General features: G+C 36.3%; 14 protein-coding genes. 2 read left to right on the top strand and 12 right to left on the bottom strand.

The features are described from left to right. The first annotated feature begins 14 nt into the window (after positions 1-14). Positions 15-257, top strand: a complete 243-nt coding sequence (locus AC0L3Q_RS14090; RefSeq protein WP_473280229.1) for a hypothetical protein — start codon at positions 15-17, stop codon at positions 255-257. Continuing rightward, complete coding sequence (locus AC0L3Q_RS14085) at positions 254-1,471, top strand: lipopolysaccharide biosynthesis protein (RefSeq protein ID WP_473280227.1); 1,218 nt, start codon at positions 254-256, stop codon at positions 1,469-1,471. Before AC0L3Q_RS14090 ends, AC0L3Q_RS14085 begins: the two co-directional genes overlap by 4 nt. 63 nt (positions 1,472-1,534) lie before the next feature. Here AC0L3Q_RS14085 and AC0L3Q_RS14080 read toward each other — a convergent pair whose 3' ends face one another. The 12 genes from AC0L3Q_RS14080 to uvrA all read right to left on the bottom strand — a co-directional run bounded on the left by AC0L3Q_RS14080 (position 1,535) and on the right by uvrA (position 19,862). Further along, on the bottom strand, positions 1,535-2,824 hold the full coding sequence (locus tag AC0L3Q_RS14080) for a hypothetical protein (RefSeq protein ID WP_473280225.1): 1,290 nt from the start codon (positions 2,822-2,824) through the stop codon (positions 1,535-1,537). Between the two features lie 394 nt (positions 2,825-3,218). Next, positions 3,219-3,947, bottom strand: a complete 729-nt coding sequence (locus AC0L3Q_RS14075) for a DUF4262 domain-containing protein (RefSeq protein WP_473280223.1) — start codon at positions 3,945-3,947, stop codon at positions 3,219-3,221. A 3-nt stretch (positions 3,948-3,950) separates the two neighbouring features. Then, positions 3,951-7,442 carry a DUF6443 domain-containing protein gene (locus AC0L3Q_RS14070; protein ID WP_473280221.1) on the bottom strand — a complete coding sequence of 1,164 codons (3,492 nt, stop codon included), beginning with the start codon at positions 7,440-7,442 and terminating at the stop codon, positions 3,951-3,953. 5 nt (positions 7,443-7,447) lie between these two features. Next, positions 7,448-9,103, bottom strand: coding sequence for a hypothetical protein (locus AC0L3Q_RS14065; RefSeq protein WP_473280219.1), 1,656 nt, complete (start codon positions 9,101-9,103; stop codon positions 7,448-7,450). 17 nt (positions 9,104-9,120) lie between these two features. After that, positions 9,121-11,358 carry a hypothetical protein gene (locus AC0L3Q_RS14060; protein ID WP_473280217.1) on the bottom strand — a complete coding sequence of 746 codons (2,238 nt, stop codon included), beginning with the start codon at positions 11,356-11,358 and terminating at the stop codon, positions 9,121-9,123. Next, entirely contained in the window at positions 11,342-12,484 is a 1,143-nt protein-coding gene (locus tag AC0L3Q_RS14055; protein ID WP_473280216.1) for a hypothetical protein, read from the bottom strand. The genes AC0L3Q_RS14060 and AC0L3Q_RS14055 overlap by 17 nt, the downstream gene beginning before the upstream one ends. A 1-nt stretch (position 12,485) precedes the next feature. After that, on the bottom strand, positions 12,486-13,688 hold the full coding sequence (gene pilV / locus AC0L3Q_RS14050) for a shufflon system plasmid conjugative transfer pilus tip adhesin PilV (protein ID WP_473280214.1): 1,203 nt from the start codon (positions 13,686-13,688) through the stop codon (positions 12,486-12,488). A 261-nt stretch (positions 13,689-13,949) separates the two neighbouring features. Then, positions 13,950-15,044, bottom strand: a complete 1,095-nt coding sequence (locus AC0L3Q_RS14045) for an amidohydrolase family protein (protein WP_473280212.1) — start codon at positions 15,042-15,044, stop codon at positions 13,950-13,952. A 152-nt stretch (positions 15,045-15,196) separates the two neighbouring features. Beyond that, complete coding sequence (locus tag AC0L3Q_RS14040; protein WP_473280210.1) at positions 15,197-15,814, bottom strand: hypothetical protein; 618 nt, start codon at positions 15,812-15,814, stop codon at positions 15,197-15,199. A gap of 116 nt (positions 15,815-15,930) precedes the next feature. Next, on the bottom strand, positions 15,931-16,575 hold the full coding sequence (locus tag AC0L3Q_RS14035) for a peroxiredoxin-like family protein (RefSeq protein WP_473280208.1): 645 nt from the start codon (positions 16,573-16,575) through the stop codon (positions 15,931-15,933). A gap of 69 nt (positions 16,576-16,644) precedes the next feature. Further along, positions 16,645-17,067 carry a GNAT family N-acetyltransferase gene (locus AC0L3Q_RS14030; RefSeq protein WP_473280206.1) on the bottom strand — a complete coding sequence of 141 codons (423 nt, stop codon included), beginning with the start codon at positions 17,065-17,067 and terminating at the stop codon, positions 16,645-16,647. A 14-nt stretch (positions 17,068-17,081) separates the two neighbouring features. Next, on the bottom strand, positions 17,082-19,862 hold the full coding sequence (gene uvrA, locus AC0L3Q_RS14025; protein WP_473280204.1) for an excinuclease ABC subunit UvrA: 2,781 nt from the start codon (positions 19,860-19,862) through the stop codon (positions 17,082-17,084). Positions 19,863-19,929 lie beyond the last annotated feature (67 nt).

Raw genomic sequence — 19,929 nt, 5'->3', positions numbered from 1 at the left:
TACGATACAAATACATGGGAGTAGTAGTAAATCAATCCATAAAAAATGTAATCATCACATGCCTTGGTTTTGGTATCGGTGCTGTAAACACGTTGTTTTTGTTTACCAATTTTATGGAAGACACTTACTATGGTTTGGTTTCCTATCTCATTTCAGTATCCAATTTGATATGGCCGTTAATGGCTTTTGGTACCCACAATACGCTGGTCAAGTTTTTTCCTCCTATAGCAATCAAAAAGAACAAGATCGTTTTTTGAGCATCATATTGGTAATACCACTGGCGATTGCTGTAGTGCTAGGGGGGATAGGAGTACTGTTTTATGATTTGTTATTAGGATACTTCTCTGAAGGAAATGCCATTGTGCAACCCTATATCTGGACGATTTTTGCTTTAGCCTATGCTTTGGCGTATTTCGAAGTCTTTTTTGCATGGTCCAAAGTCAAATTGAAAAGTGTTTTTGGAAATGGGATGAAAGAACTCTTTTTGCGAATTTGTATTTGTTTGTTGTTGGTATTAGTGTATTACGAAATACTTTCTGTACAACAATTTATATATGCGCTGGTAGCAGTATATATTCTTAGAACAGGAATTATGATGATTTATGCATTCCGATTGCATCCTATAAAATTTACAATATCCTTACCTGCAAATTACAAAAGTGTTTTTAAATACTCATTTTTGATTTTGATTGCAGGATCGGTGGCTACTTTATTGATCGATCTAGACAAAACGATGATTGAGCGGTATTTGCCAATCGAGAATGTTGCCAAATATGGGATTTGTGCCTACATCGCTAGTGTGATTATTATCCCATCCAGGGCGATGCATCAAATTACGTATCCATTAACCGCAAAACTGATTAATGAGAAAGCAATGGATCTACTACAAGTTTTATATAAAAAGAGTTCACTAAATCTCTTAATCGCAAGTGGATTACTTTTGATATTGATCATCTGTAATGTGCATGAGCTTTTTGAGATGATACCCGATCAATACGAGCTGTTCATATGGATAGTGATCCTTATAGGAAGTGTGAAGTTGTTTGATAACCTTTTAGGGAACAATAATTCTATACTTTACAACTCTGATTACTATCGATTGGTATTGTATATTGGGGTAGGAATGGCGATACTTTCTTTTGGTTTTAACCTATGGTTGATCCCAATTTACAAAGTTACCGGAGCTGCGATGGCTACGTTTTCTGCGGTGTTTTGCTATAATGTAGCAAAGCTATGGGTGGTATATCAAAAATTTGGAATGCATCCATTTTCTAAAAATACACTCACAGCATTAGTACTGATTTTGGTATTTGTGTTTGGGTTTTATTTCTGGAACTTTTCGTTTCACCCAGTTTTGAATATTGTGCTCAAAAGTGTATTGATAGGAGTAGGGTATGGGCTAGTAGTTTTAGGATTAAAAATATCACCAGACATTAACGACTTGATAAAGAAAATCCCTCGAGGTGCCTAGGCATTCATCTCAGAGGGATTTTCCAACTAACCAACCAAAAAAATAAAATTCATTTATGTTTTTCTAGCTTCTACTTCTAGCTGATCTTGATCTTGGTGCTGAGTTTCCTCTTGATCTGCTATTCGTATTGCTTTTACTTGTTTTTGTGTTTGATCTCGACGTTGTCGCTCTACTCTTATATTGACTGTTTTGAGATCTTTTTGTTACATTACCAGAGCGATTTCTTGAATAACTCTTTGGTTTCTGCGTTTGTGTCGTTCTCGTAGATCTATTGTACTTTGGTTTACTGCTATATGATCTACCTGCTACAGCTTTTCTAGTTCTATCCGCAGTTTGAACTCTGTTTCTAGAAGGCGTACTGTTACCAGATCTTGCTCTAGTTGCATTTTGTGTATTTCTAGTCACTGTACGTGATCTAGTTACATTTTTTGAACCATTATCATATGATCTGCTTCTGGTTACACTTCTAGAGTTATTGTCATAAGATCTACTTTTTGTCACATTTCTAGAGTTGTTGTCATAAGACCTACTTCTGGTTACATTTCTGTTTCCATTATTTACTGCTCTAGATCTACTTCTATTCGTATAGTTACGATCGTTTCTCTTGTACATTGCCGTTCTACTATCTCTAGATCTGTATCCTACATTTCTTGCATTAGATACTCTATATCCTCTGTTATAGCTTCTTACTCTGCTATTTGGTCTGTAATAGTTACGACTTCTATAAGGTCTGCTATAGTATCCGTTATAATAGTTATTTCTATATACGGTGTATGAATACCTGTAAGGAGAATAAAATCTTCTATAAGGGCGATCCCAAACTATACATCTGTTTACTACAGGCACCGTAAAGTACGCATGGAAAGGTCTGTATACATAGTGTCTGTTAAAACGGTTGATAAAACCAGTACAGTTTAAGAAGTTACCATAGCTATTGTAGTGTACATATAATCCACCTACTCTTGCTACACGACCCCAACGGTTATAGTTGATAAAGATATCACCGGCCTGTACGATTCTACCATAGTGATCATAAAAGATCGGAATATCTTCAATCTGTACAACAGCTCCATAATCATCATACTGTACAAACGGGTCATAATTATATCCAGCATTAAAACTTATGTTTACTCCAGGGGCATTTACGCCAACGTTTACTCCGCCTCTTCGACCATTAAGGAAAAAGTCGAATTGCCCATCTGCATATACTGAGAACTCAACGCCACCTTCTGTAAAGATGAACGACTTCCCGTAGTTATAATAACGTGCGGATGCATTAGTATTCGTTTCTGATGCGCTAGTGGTAAATGTGGCTAGCAAAAGACCTGTAAAAAGTAAAACAAATTTTTTCATAATGTTTGATTTTAAAGGAGTATCAAAGATTTGTGTTTTTGACGCTCACTTTTATAGTATCAAGCAGCGTGCCAAAAAATTAAAATGCTTAAAATTAACATGTTATCTTTTTTGAGGCTTTGAGTTGAATAAAAAAGATCGCTCAGACTATACATCTGAGCGATCTTAGCATTTTGATATTTGTTTTTTCACTTGTTAGGAAGTCCGAGTTGCAAACTCGAACTAACGCCACATACTATAAACAAGCAAGGGGTAAGATTAGTTTTAAATAAAAATAGCTTGGATTTTTAGATCCAAGCTATCTGACTTCTCATTTTTGATCATTGCTCGAAGTCCGGAAACATTCGTGCAGCATCTCGTTTTTATTTAATTGCTCTTTGCTGAGCCCGAGTAGTTATTCCCAGTTATTCCATTTCATCTCTGTTTCATTCCTCCATAGACCTTTACCTACATCTAAATTAAGAACAGGAAGAATTGTGTTATCTATACCCAAAAGTGTTCCAATGGGAACAATTCTAATATCCTTTTTCTCTACATCAGGACCTGGTCCTGAGAACATTTCCCATTCATCTTCTTCCCATCGCATTACCTCTGTTATAGGCTCTCCAAATAAAGCATTTAAATTTGTTACAACAGTAATATCTTTTGATACATTATAATCCCATTTCCGCTCTAACCATTGCCATACAGGTTCTTTTGAAGTATTAAATTTGTTAGATAGTTTGGGTATATCTAAAGTATAATGATCTTTATCAGGTAATATTTGTACTGCCGGTATTTCAATTTTATCGTAAAAATCAAATGCTCCTAACATTAATAATTGAGACCAAGAATTATCAACTTGTGAAAGTGAGAATACTCCTAAAGAATCTATTTCTAGTTTTAATTCTTGCCAATTTGATTTCTCTTTAAGTTTATCAACGACATTGACTATTATCTTATTTACTTGATCATTATTATAAAATATTCCTCCAGCAAAAATAATTTCAAAGCGAAATTCCGGGGATAAACCAATTGTATATGTGAACCTTGGGGATAATCCATCTGTAACCGTAGTTATGTGGTAACCATAGTTTTTTACATTGGATTTAATATTTTTTAAAATTTTTTCTCTTTTTATCATTTTCTACGTTTTCTTTTTACTATGGACCTCTTTATGGCAATTATCACATAATATAGCAGTATTTTCTTTAGTTGTAGGGCCTCCATCGGCATGTCTCTTTATATGATGTCCCTTGGCTTCATCAATACTAATGTTTTTATCACAACCTTCACATTTCCCTCCATTTTCCTCTAACATTTCCTTTTTCTCCTTTTTTGTCATAACCCTTTTAGGATCACGCTTATTTGGAGGGACAGTACCTTTACCGGTTCGTGTTTTTGGAATTACTTTTTTAGTGTCCTGTATTACTTCTTTAACTTTATCAGTGTTTTTGACAACACCATTAATTAAGTCACCTGCTTTCTCTATTTTTCCTGGTAATAAGGTAACAGCCCTTTCCAATATAGATAGCTTTTCTCCCGTAAAAATATTTTCACCAAGGATAGTTTCAGTTACATCTCTTACCTGACTAAGAACTGGTACAAAACCAGTTACCACATCTCCAGTTTTTGTAACAGCACCATCAGTTAAAGCATCTCCAACAGCTACTAGTATATTTGCCCAGCTATTTAACTCCAAGCCTTCCAACTCAACACCCATACCCATTTTATTTTCCTGAAATGCGTAAGTGGCATTGTACATATAGTCTTCAGCCAGGGGGTCAATTTGCCAAAACCTACCAATACTACGATCACTCATTCTATATCTCCATTCATGAGTATTTAATCCTAGTTCTTCGGTTAGCTCCTGTCCTTGATACGTTTTTAAGTTGTTTTTGGCATGTCGAATTGTTGGATTAATGCCTTCCCATTGCATTCCAAATGGATAATAGTTTTGTTCTCTACGTATTTCAGTAGTTTGTACGGTACCATCATGGTTATCATCGGCATAAGTAATTCTGGTATTCTTCCAGATATCTCTGTGCTCATAGATATAAGTAAAAGAACCATTACTTTCCTGTTCAACATATCCTTCAGGATGTGTTATGGATTTCAAAGAACTATTCTTATAAACAAAGTTACCATTATATTCGATAGTGGTAACATTTCCGTTATCTATTGCTGTCTTTTTTAGCTTAACCCCATTTGCATCATAAGTGTACTGTATATTTCCATTATGCTCAGAACTAGTAACATTAACCTGAGTAGGGAAGTTATGATGATTATAACTTACACTTGTAACGCCTTTATTTTTGTCAAACAAAAGATTTCCGTTGGTGTCATAAGAATAATCGTTTCCAGATGTATTTCCATCCTTAAAACCATAAGTTGTGTTTCCATTATCAGTGATCCGTAATAGTTTGTTTCCATTATCATAATTGTAATTTAAAATATCAAGATTGGCATAAGTTGATGAATTTTGCCATCCGTTTCTGGTTAATTTTTTCAAATTACCCATCTTGTCATAACTAATATTAGTTACATCATATTTATGATTATGGTTAGTAGCACTTAAAATACGTTCAAAAGCATCATATTCGTATGCATACCACCTTTTAATATTATCATTCGCTGTTTTCCATTCTACTTCGGCTAAATTATATTTGTATTGAGGGATTGCACCATATTGAGGATTGTTATACCTGATTTTAAAAGTAAACAGGTCATCTCCTATATTATCTACATCATTAATCCCTGTAAGCCATCCACGAATGTTATAGGTGTAGTCTACCATTTGTAATCCACCACCAACTTCTTTATTTTCTAACTGCCCCAGCTCATCATAGGTATTACTTACGATTTGCTCTTCTGCTTGGTTGTTGATGGTTTGGTTTTGTGTAAGTAGCCTTCCCATATGGTCGTAGCTAAAAGTGTCAACCGTCACTATAGCAGCATTACTATCTTTGGTATGCGTGGTTTTGGTTTCCAGTATCTTACCGGCGAAATCCAATTTGGTCTCTATGATATCTACCGTATTGAGGTAGGTGTTGGTACTATGGACATAGATTGGCCTCCCTTTCGCATCATAATAGGTTACCGTTGTAATCCAATCATTGGTTCCTAATACCCGTACTTTGGTACCAGTAGCTAATCCTTCTACATCTATATTTACTGTTTGTCCCATAACGGTACCAGGATTAGATACATTATGATCAAAAGTGTAATCGTCGTAATAGTTGATGGTATAGATCAACTTGGTATCCGGATATGCATTATCCGAATAATAAATGGTTGTACCTGCAATACTTGAAGCCGAGCTTTGTTTGGTTTCATATTGTGCCAGATTACTGCCGTTAAAAGCGTTTTGTTGCAATCCAGCTCTGGTGGTCACAAAGGAATGCTCATGTAATCCAGTATACGCCACTCTTCCAAAGGCGTCATATTTGGTAAAGAGCCATTCTTTTTTAGGACGTTGTATCCCATCCTGAGTCATTACGGGTTGATCCAGTTTGTTATAGATCACATATTCCCGATCCTTGCCCGGAATCTTTTTTTCTACCATTCGATTACGGTAGTCGTAGATATATTGGTAACACAGTTCAGAAAGCTCTGTAGCCGATACGCCATCGGTAGCACTTAGTGTTACTTTTGGTGGAATAACATAAGTCAGATTTCCAAAATCATCATATACATAATAGGTGTCATGAGCAACATTGTTGTTATAAGTCCTTTTTAGGATCACACGTCCCAGTTTGTCCTTGTACTCTTTGGTGGTATGATCATTGGGATGTTGTTGGTTGGGTTGCCAGTTTTCATCTTTGGTAGTGGTTACCAAAAGTTCATTAGCCCCATAGTACCCATCTTTAACCAGAATCGGTACCTCGGTATTATCCATATGGAAATTCACCCAAAAGTAGAATACCTCATTAGCGATGTTGGTTTGCCAATCAAATTTAATAGTATGATCAGCGTCACTATTTGGGTTGGCTTTCCAGTCTTTTCCTGGTGCTCCTTGTTCTAAGACACGACTTAAAGGCGAATCTTCAAAGATGCTTTCAGAATAAGCATTTACATTTGCCGTAGATACTCCTGTAAAATCTTCAGAATACTTGTTTTTATAAAAACTATTGATATTAGTATTGATGTCTACAGAGGTATAATCTCCTGCATTGCCAATGGATTCAAAAGGTAAATACTGTCTAGCTTGCCTTCCATAATCGTCATAAACAATATGGGTCACTAGGTCACCTTTATCTGGAGTGGCTTTGATCCCGATTTGTTGTTTGGGCCTTCCCAATCCATCAAAATAAGTGATGCTTTCAATCACATCGCTATTATTGCTGATGCCAGCACTGGATAACATGGCTCTTTGGTAGGCTCTTGTAAACACATAATTTTCATTATTATCAAAAGCAACATCGTTATAAGCGTCTGCAGATACTATTGCCGAAAAAGTACTTCCTGGTTTGATCCAGCTATTGGGTTTTAAGGTAATACTTTGAGTAGCAGTCAGAGTTTCGCTACCTGTCACGGTATAGTTTCCATCTTTTACAATGTTGGTTTGTGCTTGCCCTTGTAGTGTGACAACTACAAAAAGCAATGCAACTAGTATATATTTAGAAATATGTTGTATCATTTTTATTAATTTTTGTAGTTATACTTATTTTCTGAAACCAGATTTCCTTGCTGATCTTTAACAAACTCCAATCGGTTAGCATCATCATAGTGATAGGTGGTGGTATACCCTCTATGATCTGTCATAGATTTTATACCAATAAGAGGCTCGTAGGTATAGGTGGTAATGAGCGCATTTGTCAAACCATTTCTCAAGGTATTTTCTTGAGAGGTACTCAGTCCGGATGCGCCTGTATGGAAATTGGCCCCAAAACCTGATAAGGCTTCGACCTGTGCTCTGGTAGCATTTTCGATCTTGGCTACAGGATATTGTTTGTCATACCCCCAGATATAGGTGGTTCTAATTCCATCAGTTAGTTTTTTCTGCAATACATTACCATAATCATCGTATAGTTCAAAAACGGTTCTTTCATCTACTGGATGTGATGCTTTACCCACAGCAATTTTGTGGACCAATGTGGTACCTCCCGTATTTCCGTTGTTGGCATATTCATAAAGTACAGTCCCTAGTTTTCTGCTATTTTTATAGCTTTCACTTTGGATGACCGTAGCTACCCGATTTTCCTGACGTAGTAAGTTCATGTTTGCATTATTGTAGACTTCGTTATCATATGGGTAAAAGAGCTTGGTAATTTGTTCTTTTTGTTGATCCAAAATCGACTTTTGCTCTTTTACATGATGAGTGTCTTCGTTGTAAGTGTTGATTTGTTGTGTTACCAACTCTTTACCATCAAATATTTTGTAGTTTGTTGAATTGAGTAGTCTTGAGACCTGCCCGTGATGGATAGGGAACAAGTAAGGAAAATAGGTATGATGGTTTGCACCCCATGGGCCTTCATCCCATGTGTCATATACCTGAGAAGTTACTCCTCCTTGATTAGTAGAACCTAATACTCTAAGCCCTACACTCAAGAAACTTGCAAAATGTTGATTGGGTACATTACCACTTAGGTATTGATAGGTGTTTTCTGTTTTTTCGATTAGCGTCTCATCTTTGGCAAAAATCCGCTCCTCTAGTACATTACCATTGGCATGGGCAAAACTGAGTCGTAAGGGTAATCCTAGTAATACGGTATTTGCAATTTCTGCATACCCTTTACTAGAAGTTAGTTTCGTGGTTCCGGAACAGTTATTTCCAAAGGTAACACCGCTACAAAACCATTGTAATTGAATACCCAATACGTTAATATAAGGATCGCCATTACCAATTCTACTATCATAAGAATAAGGAAGGTTAAAACTATCCGTAAAATATTCATTTTTTTGATTGTGATATTTACGTTCAATCCATCCCAAGGTATTTCCTGTTTCGTCAACATTATACTCTCTTACCAAAGAGTATCCGATATGCGATCCTTGAGCACTGGTATTGCCTCCGACCATATTGGTTTCGGTGAGATTAAAATCGCTATATTCTCTTGGGTTATACGAGTGGAACCCCGAAGCTTTTGAATGGAAAATCAAATCATCCATTAATACTCCTGAAGAAGCAAGGCCATCTAATTCGTTTGGACGGTTATAGTCATATGCCGTTGCCTTCAGGAAGCTGTTATCTGAATCTTTATGGATGATTTTTTTTACTCTGAGTCCACCAATTTCAAAAGCTTCAATAAAATCAGATACATCTTGATCCGAAAGGCTTTCATACGTATTCAAAATCATACTGGTACTTTGATATTCTACAGCGGGAATAGGGGGTAGTCGTTATAGTTTCCTCCTGATGGTATTGAAGCTGATCTTCTGGCAACTTTATATTTCCCGGGAGATAAGTTCAAAACTTTAGAAACATTATTTACTGCAGAAGAGTTTCCATAACTATTAGGTGCATTTGCATAGGTAAATACCACTCTCTCTTGACCAGTATCTACATTTTCTACTACCAAAATAGGTTGATTAGCATAATAGCTTAAACCATCCCATCCTGTATGAGTTTTCATGTAACCTTCTATATTAATTACTGAAGGAAAATCAACATCAAAAACTGCTCCTATGGATACGTCGATTTGAATAGCATCTCCTTGAATAACTGGAGCTTCTTTTTCAAAATAATTGTACCTAGAGTCTTTAGCATACTTTAAATATTGATAAGTGAGTTTGAATTTGGATTCATCTCGCATATCTGTCCATCTTAACCTATTTTGATTAGGGGCGGGAAAATAATCGGTTACAGTAAAAGGAGCAGGCGCCTCCATTACGACTTCATGAGGTTCATACTCGAAAGTAGTTTTTCCTTTGGTAGGAAAGATTACTTCGGTTAATGCTCCTCGTTTTCCAAATGCAAAATTACTTTTACGTATAGCTCCATTATATTTCACAAAGGATTGTCCAATCTCCACTTTGTTCCCTGGCATGTTTATTCTAGAAGTAATGAAACGACCAATACGTGGAATTTTGGTGTCGTTGGTAAATACACCATTGTCATATCCCCAGAAATCAACACCATTACTATCTTTTGGAGCAAGACTGTTTTCTTGTAAATAATTAAATTCATACGTGCGATCATTGACAGTGATTCCGTCTAGTTTGAGACGTAAATACCTTTCTTTTACAGCATCTGTGCTTTTGTCACTATTGAAATAACTTTGATGAAACTGCGCATCTATAACTTTTTTTCCATTAGAGTTTACTACTTCAATACTGTTCAGCTTTTTAGGTAGGAGAGAGGTGCTCGTCCCACAGGAGTTTGATGCTCCATGGCAAGAACGTATTTGGCTTTGAGAAGTATACAATACATAACTTCCAAAAGAGTTGTTAGAAAGTGTATTGATAGTACTACCCGTACTAAGATCTTGTCTAGCTCCTAAATCAAAATTCACCTCTCCAAAGTCCCCCTGTATAGAAGTCAAATAGTTGTTTTCGATAACAGTGGTCGTAACACTATGGATTTTCTTATAGATCGAAGTTTCATACTGTTCTTGAGGCCAGTTTAACCTACCTTCTTTATCCCGCCCGTCTGCGATGATAGAATAGGAAGGAAAAGTGAAATGTAATCCTTTTTGATACTCAAAATTTAGTTCTCTTCCTCTTGGAGAAACCACCCGATCCAACGACCAATTGGTAATTAGTGCAGTATCAATTCTATTGGTTAGTGCAAAAATGTTACTAATGGCGCTTTGATAAGAGCTGGAATTGTTAGGGTTACTACCTTGTATGGTGTTGAAAGTCGTATTGATTTCTTTGGTATTGAAATAATACGTAAACCCATGTTCGTCTAATAAGGTAAATGTCTTAGCCGTAAGATTGAAAGTGATTCTTACATTCTTATTGTTAAAAACGATCGCATCTATAAACTCATGAGACGCTTTTTTGTTCAACATGAATTTATAATTCTGGCCAAATAGATTAACAGTAAAAATATCCGGTTGTGTATCGAGATAACGAGATGCACGACCTTCGTTAGTTTGTAAACCAAAACTATGATGCGCATTAAGAATTTCATTATGATCTAGGAAAGGTCTTGCTGTACCTTCTTGCCATTCCAAATCCAAATTATTAAAAATATATCCGCTTTTTGGAGCTCCGGTATAGTCTCCAGCGATCTTTTCACTAAAGTCGTCTTGTCCATATACTCTTCGATGAATACCGAATGAAGTAGAAAGACTCCAGTTGAGTCCAACCCAACTTGCTTCCGAAGCTACTTTTACACCTCCTGTATCATAATTAATTTGAATGGGGATTTGCAGTCCTTCCCAATCTATGGTATAAATAGGCACATTAACATTGGCGGTTCCATTATAAGGGCTAGCCGTATAGTTTCCATACTCTCCCAGGTTCCCTGTTTCAGGACTAGATGGGATGTGCTCGCTTACATAAAATGGATCATAGTCTTTAACCTCTTGGGATCGCATAATGAAAGCGATCAAAAATAGCCCCAGGAGGAGTATTGTTTTTTTGATGTTATTATTTTTCTTGTCCATGTGCGTCGTTGGTATTTATGTTTTCTAATAGTGTTTCGATTTTAGCTAGTCTTTGTGCTAACTTTTGGTTTTGATCTTCAACCATTTTTAATCGATCTATTTCTTTTTGTTGGGAAATGGTATAAAGGGTGAGTTCTTCTATTTTTTCCAGAAGTTTTGCATTCATTTCTCCCAGTTGAATCCCATTTTTAACTACTTCTGCTTCGGAAGGAATATTGATAAGATGTCCTTTGGTTTTGATATGATCTTCTACCTGTTGAAGTGTTGGTAACTGGTAATCTGCTTTAAACACATAATCTGCCCAACCTACAAGATCTACTTTTACCTCTTTGGTATGTATTCTCCCATTTACTGCTAGTTTGGCATCTGGAGTAGAGGTCCCAATACCTATATTACCATTAGCGATTAAATTACCGTTTACATAGGCTCCACCATTGTTTACAACTAAGTTATATCCTTCATCTTTTAAATATCCACCATATTGACCTATGACAATTCTTGCTTCAGATGTTGGCATATGAATATAAGTGCTAAATTTACCCGATTCATCTTCAGATCTATTAAGCTTAAAGAAATGAGTTCCTTTGTGGTCATCAAGATCTATCCATGTTAATTTCTTTTGAGATACAAAATCGTGTCTTAAATTCCCTGATTGATCTGTGATTGCAAATGCAGTATGACCAGAACCTGTATCGGTAGGAGCCACTACAAATTCAAAAGTTCTTCGATTTGCAGCAAACTCTCGTCCGATAGAAACAGGAATCCATCCATTACCACCTAAGCTACTAGAATCGAAAATCCCTTTTAGTCCATTTATGGTATTTCCGGTAAAACTTCCTGCTATTTCAAAGTTTCCTAAAGTATTTAATCCAGCAATTGGAGTAGCACCTTTTACTCCCCAAGTCCAACCTCTTCCTGCAGCATTATTCATATTCATCTTAATGCTATAATCGGTTACCGGACCAAATTTGTATTCGGAAGCATTACCCATATGTATTTTGTAGTAATCATTATTCCAGAAGCGTAAACCGTTCCCATTTCCGGGAGAGACATTGTATTGTGTTTGCTGCGAAAAACTAAAGTGAGTTATTAAAATAACCAGAATAAGAAGTGTTTGATTTTTCATTTTAATTGTTGATTTGTTGTTGTACTATTTTTAATGTTTCCTCTAATTTTTGAATTTTTGAGTTTTGTTGTTCCAACGTGTTGATCTTTTGGCGTAAGACTTTAATTTCCTTCTCCTGATCTATAGTGTATAGGGTCAGTTCTTCAATTTTTTCCAGTAGAAGCTTATTCATCTCTCCGAGCTTCACTCCGTTTTTTTCCACCTCTTTGGCAGATGGGATATTTTGTAAATGTCCATTTTCTTTAATGTGTTTTTCAACTTGGGATAGGGTAGGAAGTTGATAACTGTCTTCGAATACATAATCAGGCCATCCAACTAAATCTACTTTTACTTCTTTGGTGTGAATATTCCCGTTCACGGCTAGTTTGGCATCAGGATTGGTGGTGCCTACACCCACATATCCATTGCTTTTCAGATACATATGTGTTTCATCATATTCTCCATTGGCTGAGAAAGCGATTCCACCACTAGCTGGGTGTTTGATGGCAGCATTGCTATGACCTGCTCTGTGAAATGATAATACTACTTCTCCTTGATCACTATTTTGTAGCTCTAGAGTATGGCTACCAGTTTGCCAGTGATTTGAAGTTGGAACACCAATATCAGCAGTGATCGTGGTGGTTCCGTTTACATGAAGAGTTTCATCTGGTGATGTTGTTCTTATCCCTACTTTTCCAGCGGTGTTTACGACAAATCGATTCCCTGAAGGTCCTACTTGTAGCGTTCCATCGGTTCGCATGGCGCCTGTATTGTGATAAAAGTTCTTGTTTCCGTAGGTTCGAATCCATGAATTATCGGTCATGACAAAACCTCCTCCAAAATCTTGAAAGAAGATTCCTTTTGATCCTTTTACTCGTAACCATCCTCCATCAACATAGGTTTCTCCTTTTATATGTAGCTTACCCGCAGGTGCAGAAGTACCGATACCCACATTTCCGCCATTTAGGTTCAAAAAGGTATTTCCTTTACTGTAGTGGTTTAAGTAGGTGGCGTTACCATCCTTTGAATCCAAATGCAGGTTTCCATTGGTAGCTACCACAGAGGCTTTCGAAGTACCTCGACCGTTACCGCCAACCTTCAGATATTCTCCCCATGTTGTGTTTGGGCCATACAGGTGATAACCATCTCCCGTGATTGGTATAGATTGAGCATGCCCAAAAGATGTAGCAAGAAGTGCGAAAAAGATAAATGCTGTTTTTTTCATAATAATACTATTGATATTGAAGAGTGAATTGTTATTTACTTTTAGTAGCGTTCCTCAATTTTGAAAATAGTACCATCATTCTTCCAACTTTTTTTAATTTGTAGAGAAATTGATTTTGAGATACATGTTTGAGTAATCGGATTATTGAGAGGGGCTTTTAACTTCTCAAACCCTAATTGGTGAGCGTCAAAACAAATTCTAGGTATAAAAAAAGCTCTGCAATCTGCAGAGCTTTTGTTTTATGAAGTGGATGACTGTTTTTTATTTTGGAAACAAGCTTTTATCGATATTCGGAATAACTTTTAGTGCATTTTTGTAGTACAGTTTTTTTAATACTTCATCATCCAGATCCAGACCATACATTTTCCAAAAAGCATGATATCTTTTATAATAAGGGAAATACTCATCACTTGATTCAAGCACTCTAAAATAGGTGTGATATTCCTCTGGATTCCAGGAGTCTTTACCAAACATTATACGATCTTGATATTTGGTTAAGAATGCCTTAGCATTTCTAGGTTGTCTGCCTAACTCTGCGATTACCGCTCCAATTTCAGAATACATATTGGGCATCTCATCCATCAATTCTCCTAATTTTGCAAGATCATTACCGTACCAACCCAAATGCGCATTGATAAACTTAGTGTTTTTATGTTTTCTGAAAATATTATGTTGTTCATTGATTATAGTTTGCCACGAACCTGTAACCTTAGCATCTCTTTTTCTTCTAGAACGTAGTTTAAGTTCTAACCATCGTTCGTTCTTATTATCATGTGCGTCCCAAAAAGGCTTTGGATCTGCTGCATGGATCAAAACAGGAATGCCCAATTCTCCACACTTCTCCCAAACAGGACCAATTCGAGGATCATCAATTTTAATACGATTACCCTTACTATCTTTATTGTCCATCCCCTGGCTTTTGTAGATTTTAAGACCATTAGCTCCCAAGGCAACATCTTTTTCGAGTTGGGTTACTGCTTTTTCGGTCCATCCTGGTTCATCGATACCGGTAAGACTAATATTGGTAAAAACAATAAAACGATTAGGGTAATTTGTTTTTACATTTTCTAATGATTTGATTAAATGCTCATCAGAACCTCTACCTCTTCCAGACAGGTTAACCATTACCTTCATGTTTAATTTATCCATTTCGTCCACCAAATCTTTTAGGTTTTGAGACGGCATCCTAAATTGATGATTATGTACATCTATAAAAGGAAATTTTGCTTTTGTAATAATTGTTTCGGGAACGACAAGGGTAGAAGGAGGGTCATAATCTTCAAAATCCATGTTCTGACCAAAAATGGATAAACTACTAAAAATCAATAGTAACATAATGACTTTTGATGTTTTCATGATATTTATAAAATTGAAAGTGATCTCATAAATATAAAATAAAAGGTATTCTAAGGGGCTCCTATTAACAACACTTTATCAATAGAAAATCCCATTACCTGAAGAATATGGTAACGGGATTTTCAACAACTAACCAACAACTAATCTATATTTTAATCATCATCGTCATCATCATATCTTTTTTTACGTTTTCTGTTTTTATAGATATGATCATCATTATAATGTTTATTTGTTCTATTTTGCTCGAAGTACGGAGATTGAGGAGCAGCACAATTCGTGTAGTGTACACTTCCATCAAAATATTTAATTCTACCATGTTTGGTATAGAAAATATGTAGTCCTCCTACCTGATGTAACAGACCTCTTCTGTTATATCTCATTTGTACCGTTCCTACACTACGCACTCGATTATATCGATCATAGAAAATGTGGTTTGAACCAACTCTTTTTAGTCTACCGTAATAATCGTATCGTACAGGTCTTCTATACGTGTTGTGGTATCTTTGTGAACCAGGAGTACTGTGAACGTTACTGTTCCATCCCCAATTCGCCTGACGAGTTCTGTTTCTATTCCTTAAGATTTTGAATTCGATTTCTCCCTCAGGATAGACAAAGAACTTTACACCACCTTCAACAAAGGTGATAGGTTGTGCGCGGTTATAGCGTTTTGCAACCCCATTCCCATGGTGATCCGACAGTTGGTTATCAGTCGCTTCAGCAGTTGTTCCTACTAGTAACAAAGCTGCCATAAAAAGTACCATTTTTTTCATAACTTAAATTGTTTTGGGTTTATGCCTACTCATTAGCATTTCGGCTTCCGCTATTTGTTTAGTTGTATTTCAAATGGCGTGCCAAAAAAAGTTACGTTATGAAAAATAAGGTCTAATTAGTTGTTTTTCAAAAAGTTAATTATTTCTTCTGGATCAGCTCTTTCTTTATAATCTTCTTTAATAAAATCATAAATGATGCTTCCATCCTGATCAATCACATAGGTTGCAGATATTGGTAGCTGTTGATTTGTATTTCCATTGCTTTTGACCAAATCGATACCAAAACCGTTGTAGACATCGATAAGATCTTCGGGAAGGGTAAAGACTAAATTGAATTTTTTGGCAATTTCATTGTCTGTATCAGATAAGACTTCAAAACTCAAATTGTTTTTTTCTGAAGTCGTCAAAGAATTATCAGGAGTTTCTGGGCTAATCGCTACAAGGGTAGCACCATATTTTTCAAATTCTGAAAGGGACTGTTGCAATGCTTGAAGTTCTAGGTTGCAATAAGGGCACCAACCTCCGCGATAGAAAGAAAGCACCACTTTTTTGTTCAATAATACTTCTTGCACCGAAACATTTTTGTTGGCTGCATTAGGTAATGTGATTTCCGGTATTTTATCTCCGGTTTTTAAAGCACTGTCTACTAGATTAGCATCTCTTAGGATCTGGATGCCATTATTCATAATAGTATGTGTAGTTTCTGGATATTTTTGTGCCGATTGATCTGCACGTTCTTTGAGTTGTGTGGTAAGTGACATAAATTTTTGTTTATCAGTTTAAAATCACTTAGCCGAAATTTTCAGTAGGACATTACAAGAAATGAAGGACTATTTAGACAATTTTTTAGAAAGATAAATTCGTTGATGACCTTCAGGAAAATTTGCTAATCTCCCAAATTCCTGATATCCATTTTTGAGGTAAAATTGTTCTGCTTGAAAATCAAAAGTATCAAGAGTGGATATTGTAGCTCCTTGTGTGATTGCTTCTTGTTCTGCCTTCTGCAATAACTTTGTTCCTAGCCCTTGTTGTCTGTAATCCTCATGTACCCATAAAATTTTGATTTCTAAACCTGCCCAGTATCCAATACCAGCCAAAATCCCTCCGATTACCTGATCTTCTGCATTTTTTACAACATACTCTATTGGAATCCAATATTCCTTTAGAACTGCTGGAACATGATTAAGGTTATATTGATTAATGCCATCAACAATCTGCCGTGCTTCATCACGGGTACATACGGTTATTTTCATCAAGTGTATTTTGCTTACAGTTTTTCTTTGAGATACGTAGCGGTGTACGAGTTTTTATCTTTTGCCACTTCTTCAGGTGTACCTTGCGCGATTATGGTTCCTCCATTTTTACCACCATCCAGACCTAAGTCTATGACATGATCCGCACATTTTACTAAGTCCAAATTATGTTCTATAACCAATATTGAATGCCCTTTTGCGATAAGCTCATTAAAAGACTTTAATAATTTTTTGATATCGTGAAAGTGCAAACCTGTAGTAGGCTCATCAAAAATAAAGAGTGCTTTATCTTTTGTATTTCCTTTTACCAGAAAAGAGGCCAGTTTAATACGTTGTGCTTCCCCACCAGAAAGGGTAGAAGAGCTTTGTCCTAGTTGTACATATCCCAATCCTACATCTTGTAGAGGTTGTAGTTTTCTTTGTATTTTGGTTTGGTTGTGTTCTTTAAAGAAATCGATCGCATTGTCTATAGTCATCGATAAGATATCATGGATGTTTTTATCGTGAAAAGTAACTTCCAAAACATCTTTTTTAAATCGTTTTCCGCCGCAGGTTTCGCATTCTAGATGAACATCCGCCATAAACTGCATTTCGATGGTTACTACGCCTTCACCTTTACAAGTCTCACAACGACCACCATCTACATTAAATGAAAAGTGCTTCGATTTGTAATTTCTAATTTTGGATAACTTTTGATCGGCAAATAAAGCTCTAATATCATCGTATGCTTTGATATAAGTTACCGGGTTAGAACGAGATGATCTTCCTATTGGGTTTTGATCAACAAATTCTACATGTTTAATGTTGCTGAAATTACCTTTGATCTCGGTAAACTGTCCGGCTTTTTCTCCATAACCTCCTAGCTGCTTTAATACAGAAGGATAGATGATCTTTTTGACCAATGTACTTTTTCCACTTCCAGATACTCCCGTAATTGCTGTAAATACTCCCAGTGGTACTTTAACATCAATGTTCTTCAAATTGTTTTCTCTGGCTCCAACAATCTCTACGTAGTATTTTGATGTTCTTCTTTCCTCGGGAACTTCAATTGCTAAACCACCATTAAGGTATTTTGCAGTTAGTGAATCTGCTTTCAAAATCTGATCATAAGTACCCGTGGCCACCACATTTCCTCCAAAAGTTCCTGCCTCAGGACCGATATCAATGATTTCATCAGCGGCCTTCATGATATCTTCATCATGTTCTACTACGATAACAGTATTCCCTAAATCTCGTAGGGATTGCAATACCTTGATTAGTTTTTCGGTATCTTTTGGATGTAGTCCGATACTTGGTTCATCCAAGATATACATTGACCCTACCAAGCTACTACCCAAAGAGGTTGCCAAATTAATACGTTGAGATTCCCCACCAGAGAGGGTATTGGATTTACGGTTTAGAGTAAGGTATTCAAGCCCTACATTCTGCAGGAAAGACAAGCGACTATTAATCTCTTTTAATAATCGTTTTGCAATTTTTGAATCGTATTCATTTAGTGTCAGGCTCTTAAAAAAATCGGCAAGTTCGTTGAGTGGCATTTCTACCAAATCGGTGATGGTAATTCCTCCTACTTTTACATAGTTCGCTTCTTTACGCAAACGCCTACCTTTACAGGAGTTACATTTGGTTTTACCGCGGTATCTAGATAGCATTACACGGTTTTGAATTTTGTAAGCTTTAGACTCTAATTCACTAAAAAAACTATGAATACCTTCAAAATATTCATTACCATTCCATAGTAATTCTTTTTGTTCCTGAGATAGTTCGAAATAAGGTTTATGAATTGGAAAATCGAATTTATAAGCACTATTGACCAACTGATCTTTATACCAACTCATGCTATCGCCTTTCCATGGAAATACAGCTCCCTCATATACACTTAATGCCGTATTAGGAATAACCAAGTCTTCGTCGATCCCAATCACATCTCCATAACCTTCGCAATCCGGGCAAGCTCCATAAGGATTGTTGAAGCTAAAAAGATGTACGTTTGGCTCCAAGAAAGTCATTCCGTCCAATTCGAACTTATTGCTAAACTGGCGTTGTTGGTTATCGGCTAATCTTTCGATATAACAGGTGCCTTTGCCTTCAAAAAAGGCGGAGTCTACCGCATCAGCCAGACGATTAAAAAAATCTTCTTCCTCTCTTTTTACGATTCGGTCTACTACCAAATAGATAGTATCAGCATCTTTAACAGAGGCTTCATCTATTCGAAGTACTTCATCATTTACTTTGATACGAGCATACCCTTGTTGTTGCAGTACTTTAAGTTTACCTTCTAATGTCCTTCCATTTTCTACTGCGATAGGTGCGAGGAGTAATAACTTTTCGCCTTCTTCAAACGACTTTACGTATTCTATGACATCGGTAACATTGTCCTTTTTAACCTCATTTCCAGAAATAGGAGAGAAGGTCTTACCGATTCTTGCAAAAAGCAACTTGAGATAATCATAAATCTCAGTAGTAGTACCTACCGTCGATCTTGGATTGGTTGAGTTCACCTTTTGCTCAATAGCTATAGCAGGAGCGATACCTTTTATATATTCTACTTTGGGTTTGTTTAATCGCCCTAAGAACTGTCTTGCATACGAAGATAAACTTTCGACATAACGTCTTTGTCCTTCGGCATAGAGGGTATCAAAAGCGAGACTAGATTTACCAGAACCTGATAGCCCAGTAATCACCACCAACTTGTTTCTAGGGATGATCGCATCTAAATCTTTTAGGTTGTGGAGCTTAGCCCCTTTAATGATAATATTCTCTTTAGGATCTAAGGTTGTAATGTCTTGAATCATAGCAAATATGCGGTAAGAGCGCAAAGATAATGATTACTTAAGAAGTACAATAACCAATTGATAATGA

The organism is Aquimarina sp. KJ22-3, from assembly GCF_055808215.1.
Note: the sequence above shows the minus strand (reverse complement) of the source record. Positions and strands in the feature narration are given on the sequence as shown.

Excerpts from the sequence above, each read along its gene's own strand:
- AC0L3Q_RS14080 (WP_473280225.1), bottom strand. The coding sequence starts at position 2,824 with ATGAAAAAATTTGTTTTACTTTTTACAGGTCTTTTGCTAGCCACATTT.
- AC0L3Q_RS14075 (WP_473280223.1), bottom strand. The coding sequence starts at position 3,947 with ATGATAAAAAGAGAAAAAATTTTAAAAAATATTAAATCCAATGTAAAA.
- AC0L3Q_RS14030 (WP_473280206.1), bottom strand. The coding sequence starts at position 17,067 with ATGAAAATAACCGTATGTACCCGTGATGAAGCACGGCAGATTGTTGAT.
- pilV (WP_473280214.1), bottom strand. The coding sequence starts at position 13,688 with ATGAAAAAAACAGCATTTATCTTTTTCGCACTTCTTGCTACATCTTTT.
- uvrA (WP_473280204.1), bottom strand. The coding sequence starts at position 19,862 with ATGATTCAAGACATTACAACCTTAGATCCTAAAGAGAATATTATCATT.
- AC0L3Q_RS14070 (WP_473280221.1), bottom strand. The coding sequence starts at position 7,442 with ATGATACAACATATTTCTAAATATATACTAGTTGCATTGCTTTTTGTA.
- AC0L3Q_RS14035 (WP_473280208.1), bottom strand. The coding sequence starts at position 16,575 with ATGTCACTTACCACACAACTCAAAGAACGTGCAGATCAATCGGCACAA.
- AC0L3Q_RS14045 (WP_473280212.1), bottom strand. The coding sequence starts at position 15,044 with ATGAAAACATCAAAAGTCATTATGTTACTATTGATTTTTAGTAGTTTA.
- AC0L3Q_RS14060 (WP_473280217.1), bottom strand. The coding sequence starts at position 11,358 with ATGGACAAGAAAAATAATAACATCAAAAAAACAATACTCCTCCTGGGG.
- AC0L3Q_RS14040 (WP_473280210.1), bottom strand. The coding sequence starts at position 15,814 with ATGAAAAAAATGGTACTTTTTATGGCAGCTTTGTTACTAGTAGGAACA.
- AC0L3Q_RS14065 (WP_473280219.1), bottom strand. The coding sequence starts at position 9,103 with ATGATTTTGAATACGTATGAAAGCCTTTCGGATCAAGATGTATCTGAT.
- AC0L3Q_RS14090 (WP_473280229.1), top strand. The coding sequence starts at position 15 with ATGGGAGTAGTAGTAAATCAATCCATAAAAAATGTAATCATCACATGC.
- AC0L3Q_RS14055 (WP_473280216.1), bottom strand. The coding sequence starts at position 12,484 with ATGAAAAATCAAACACTTCTTATTCTGGTTATTTTAATAACTCACTTT.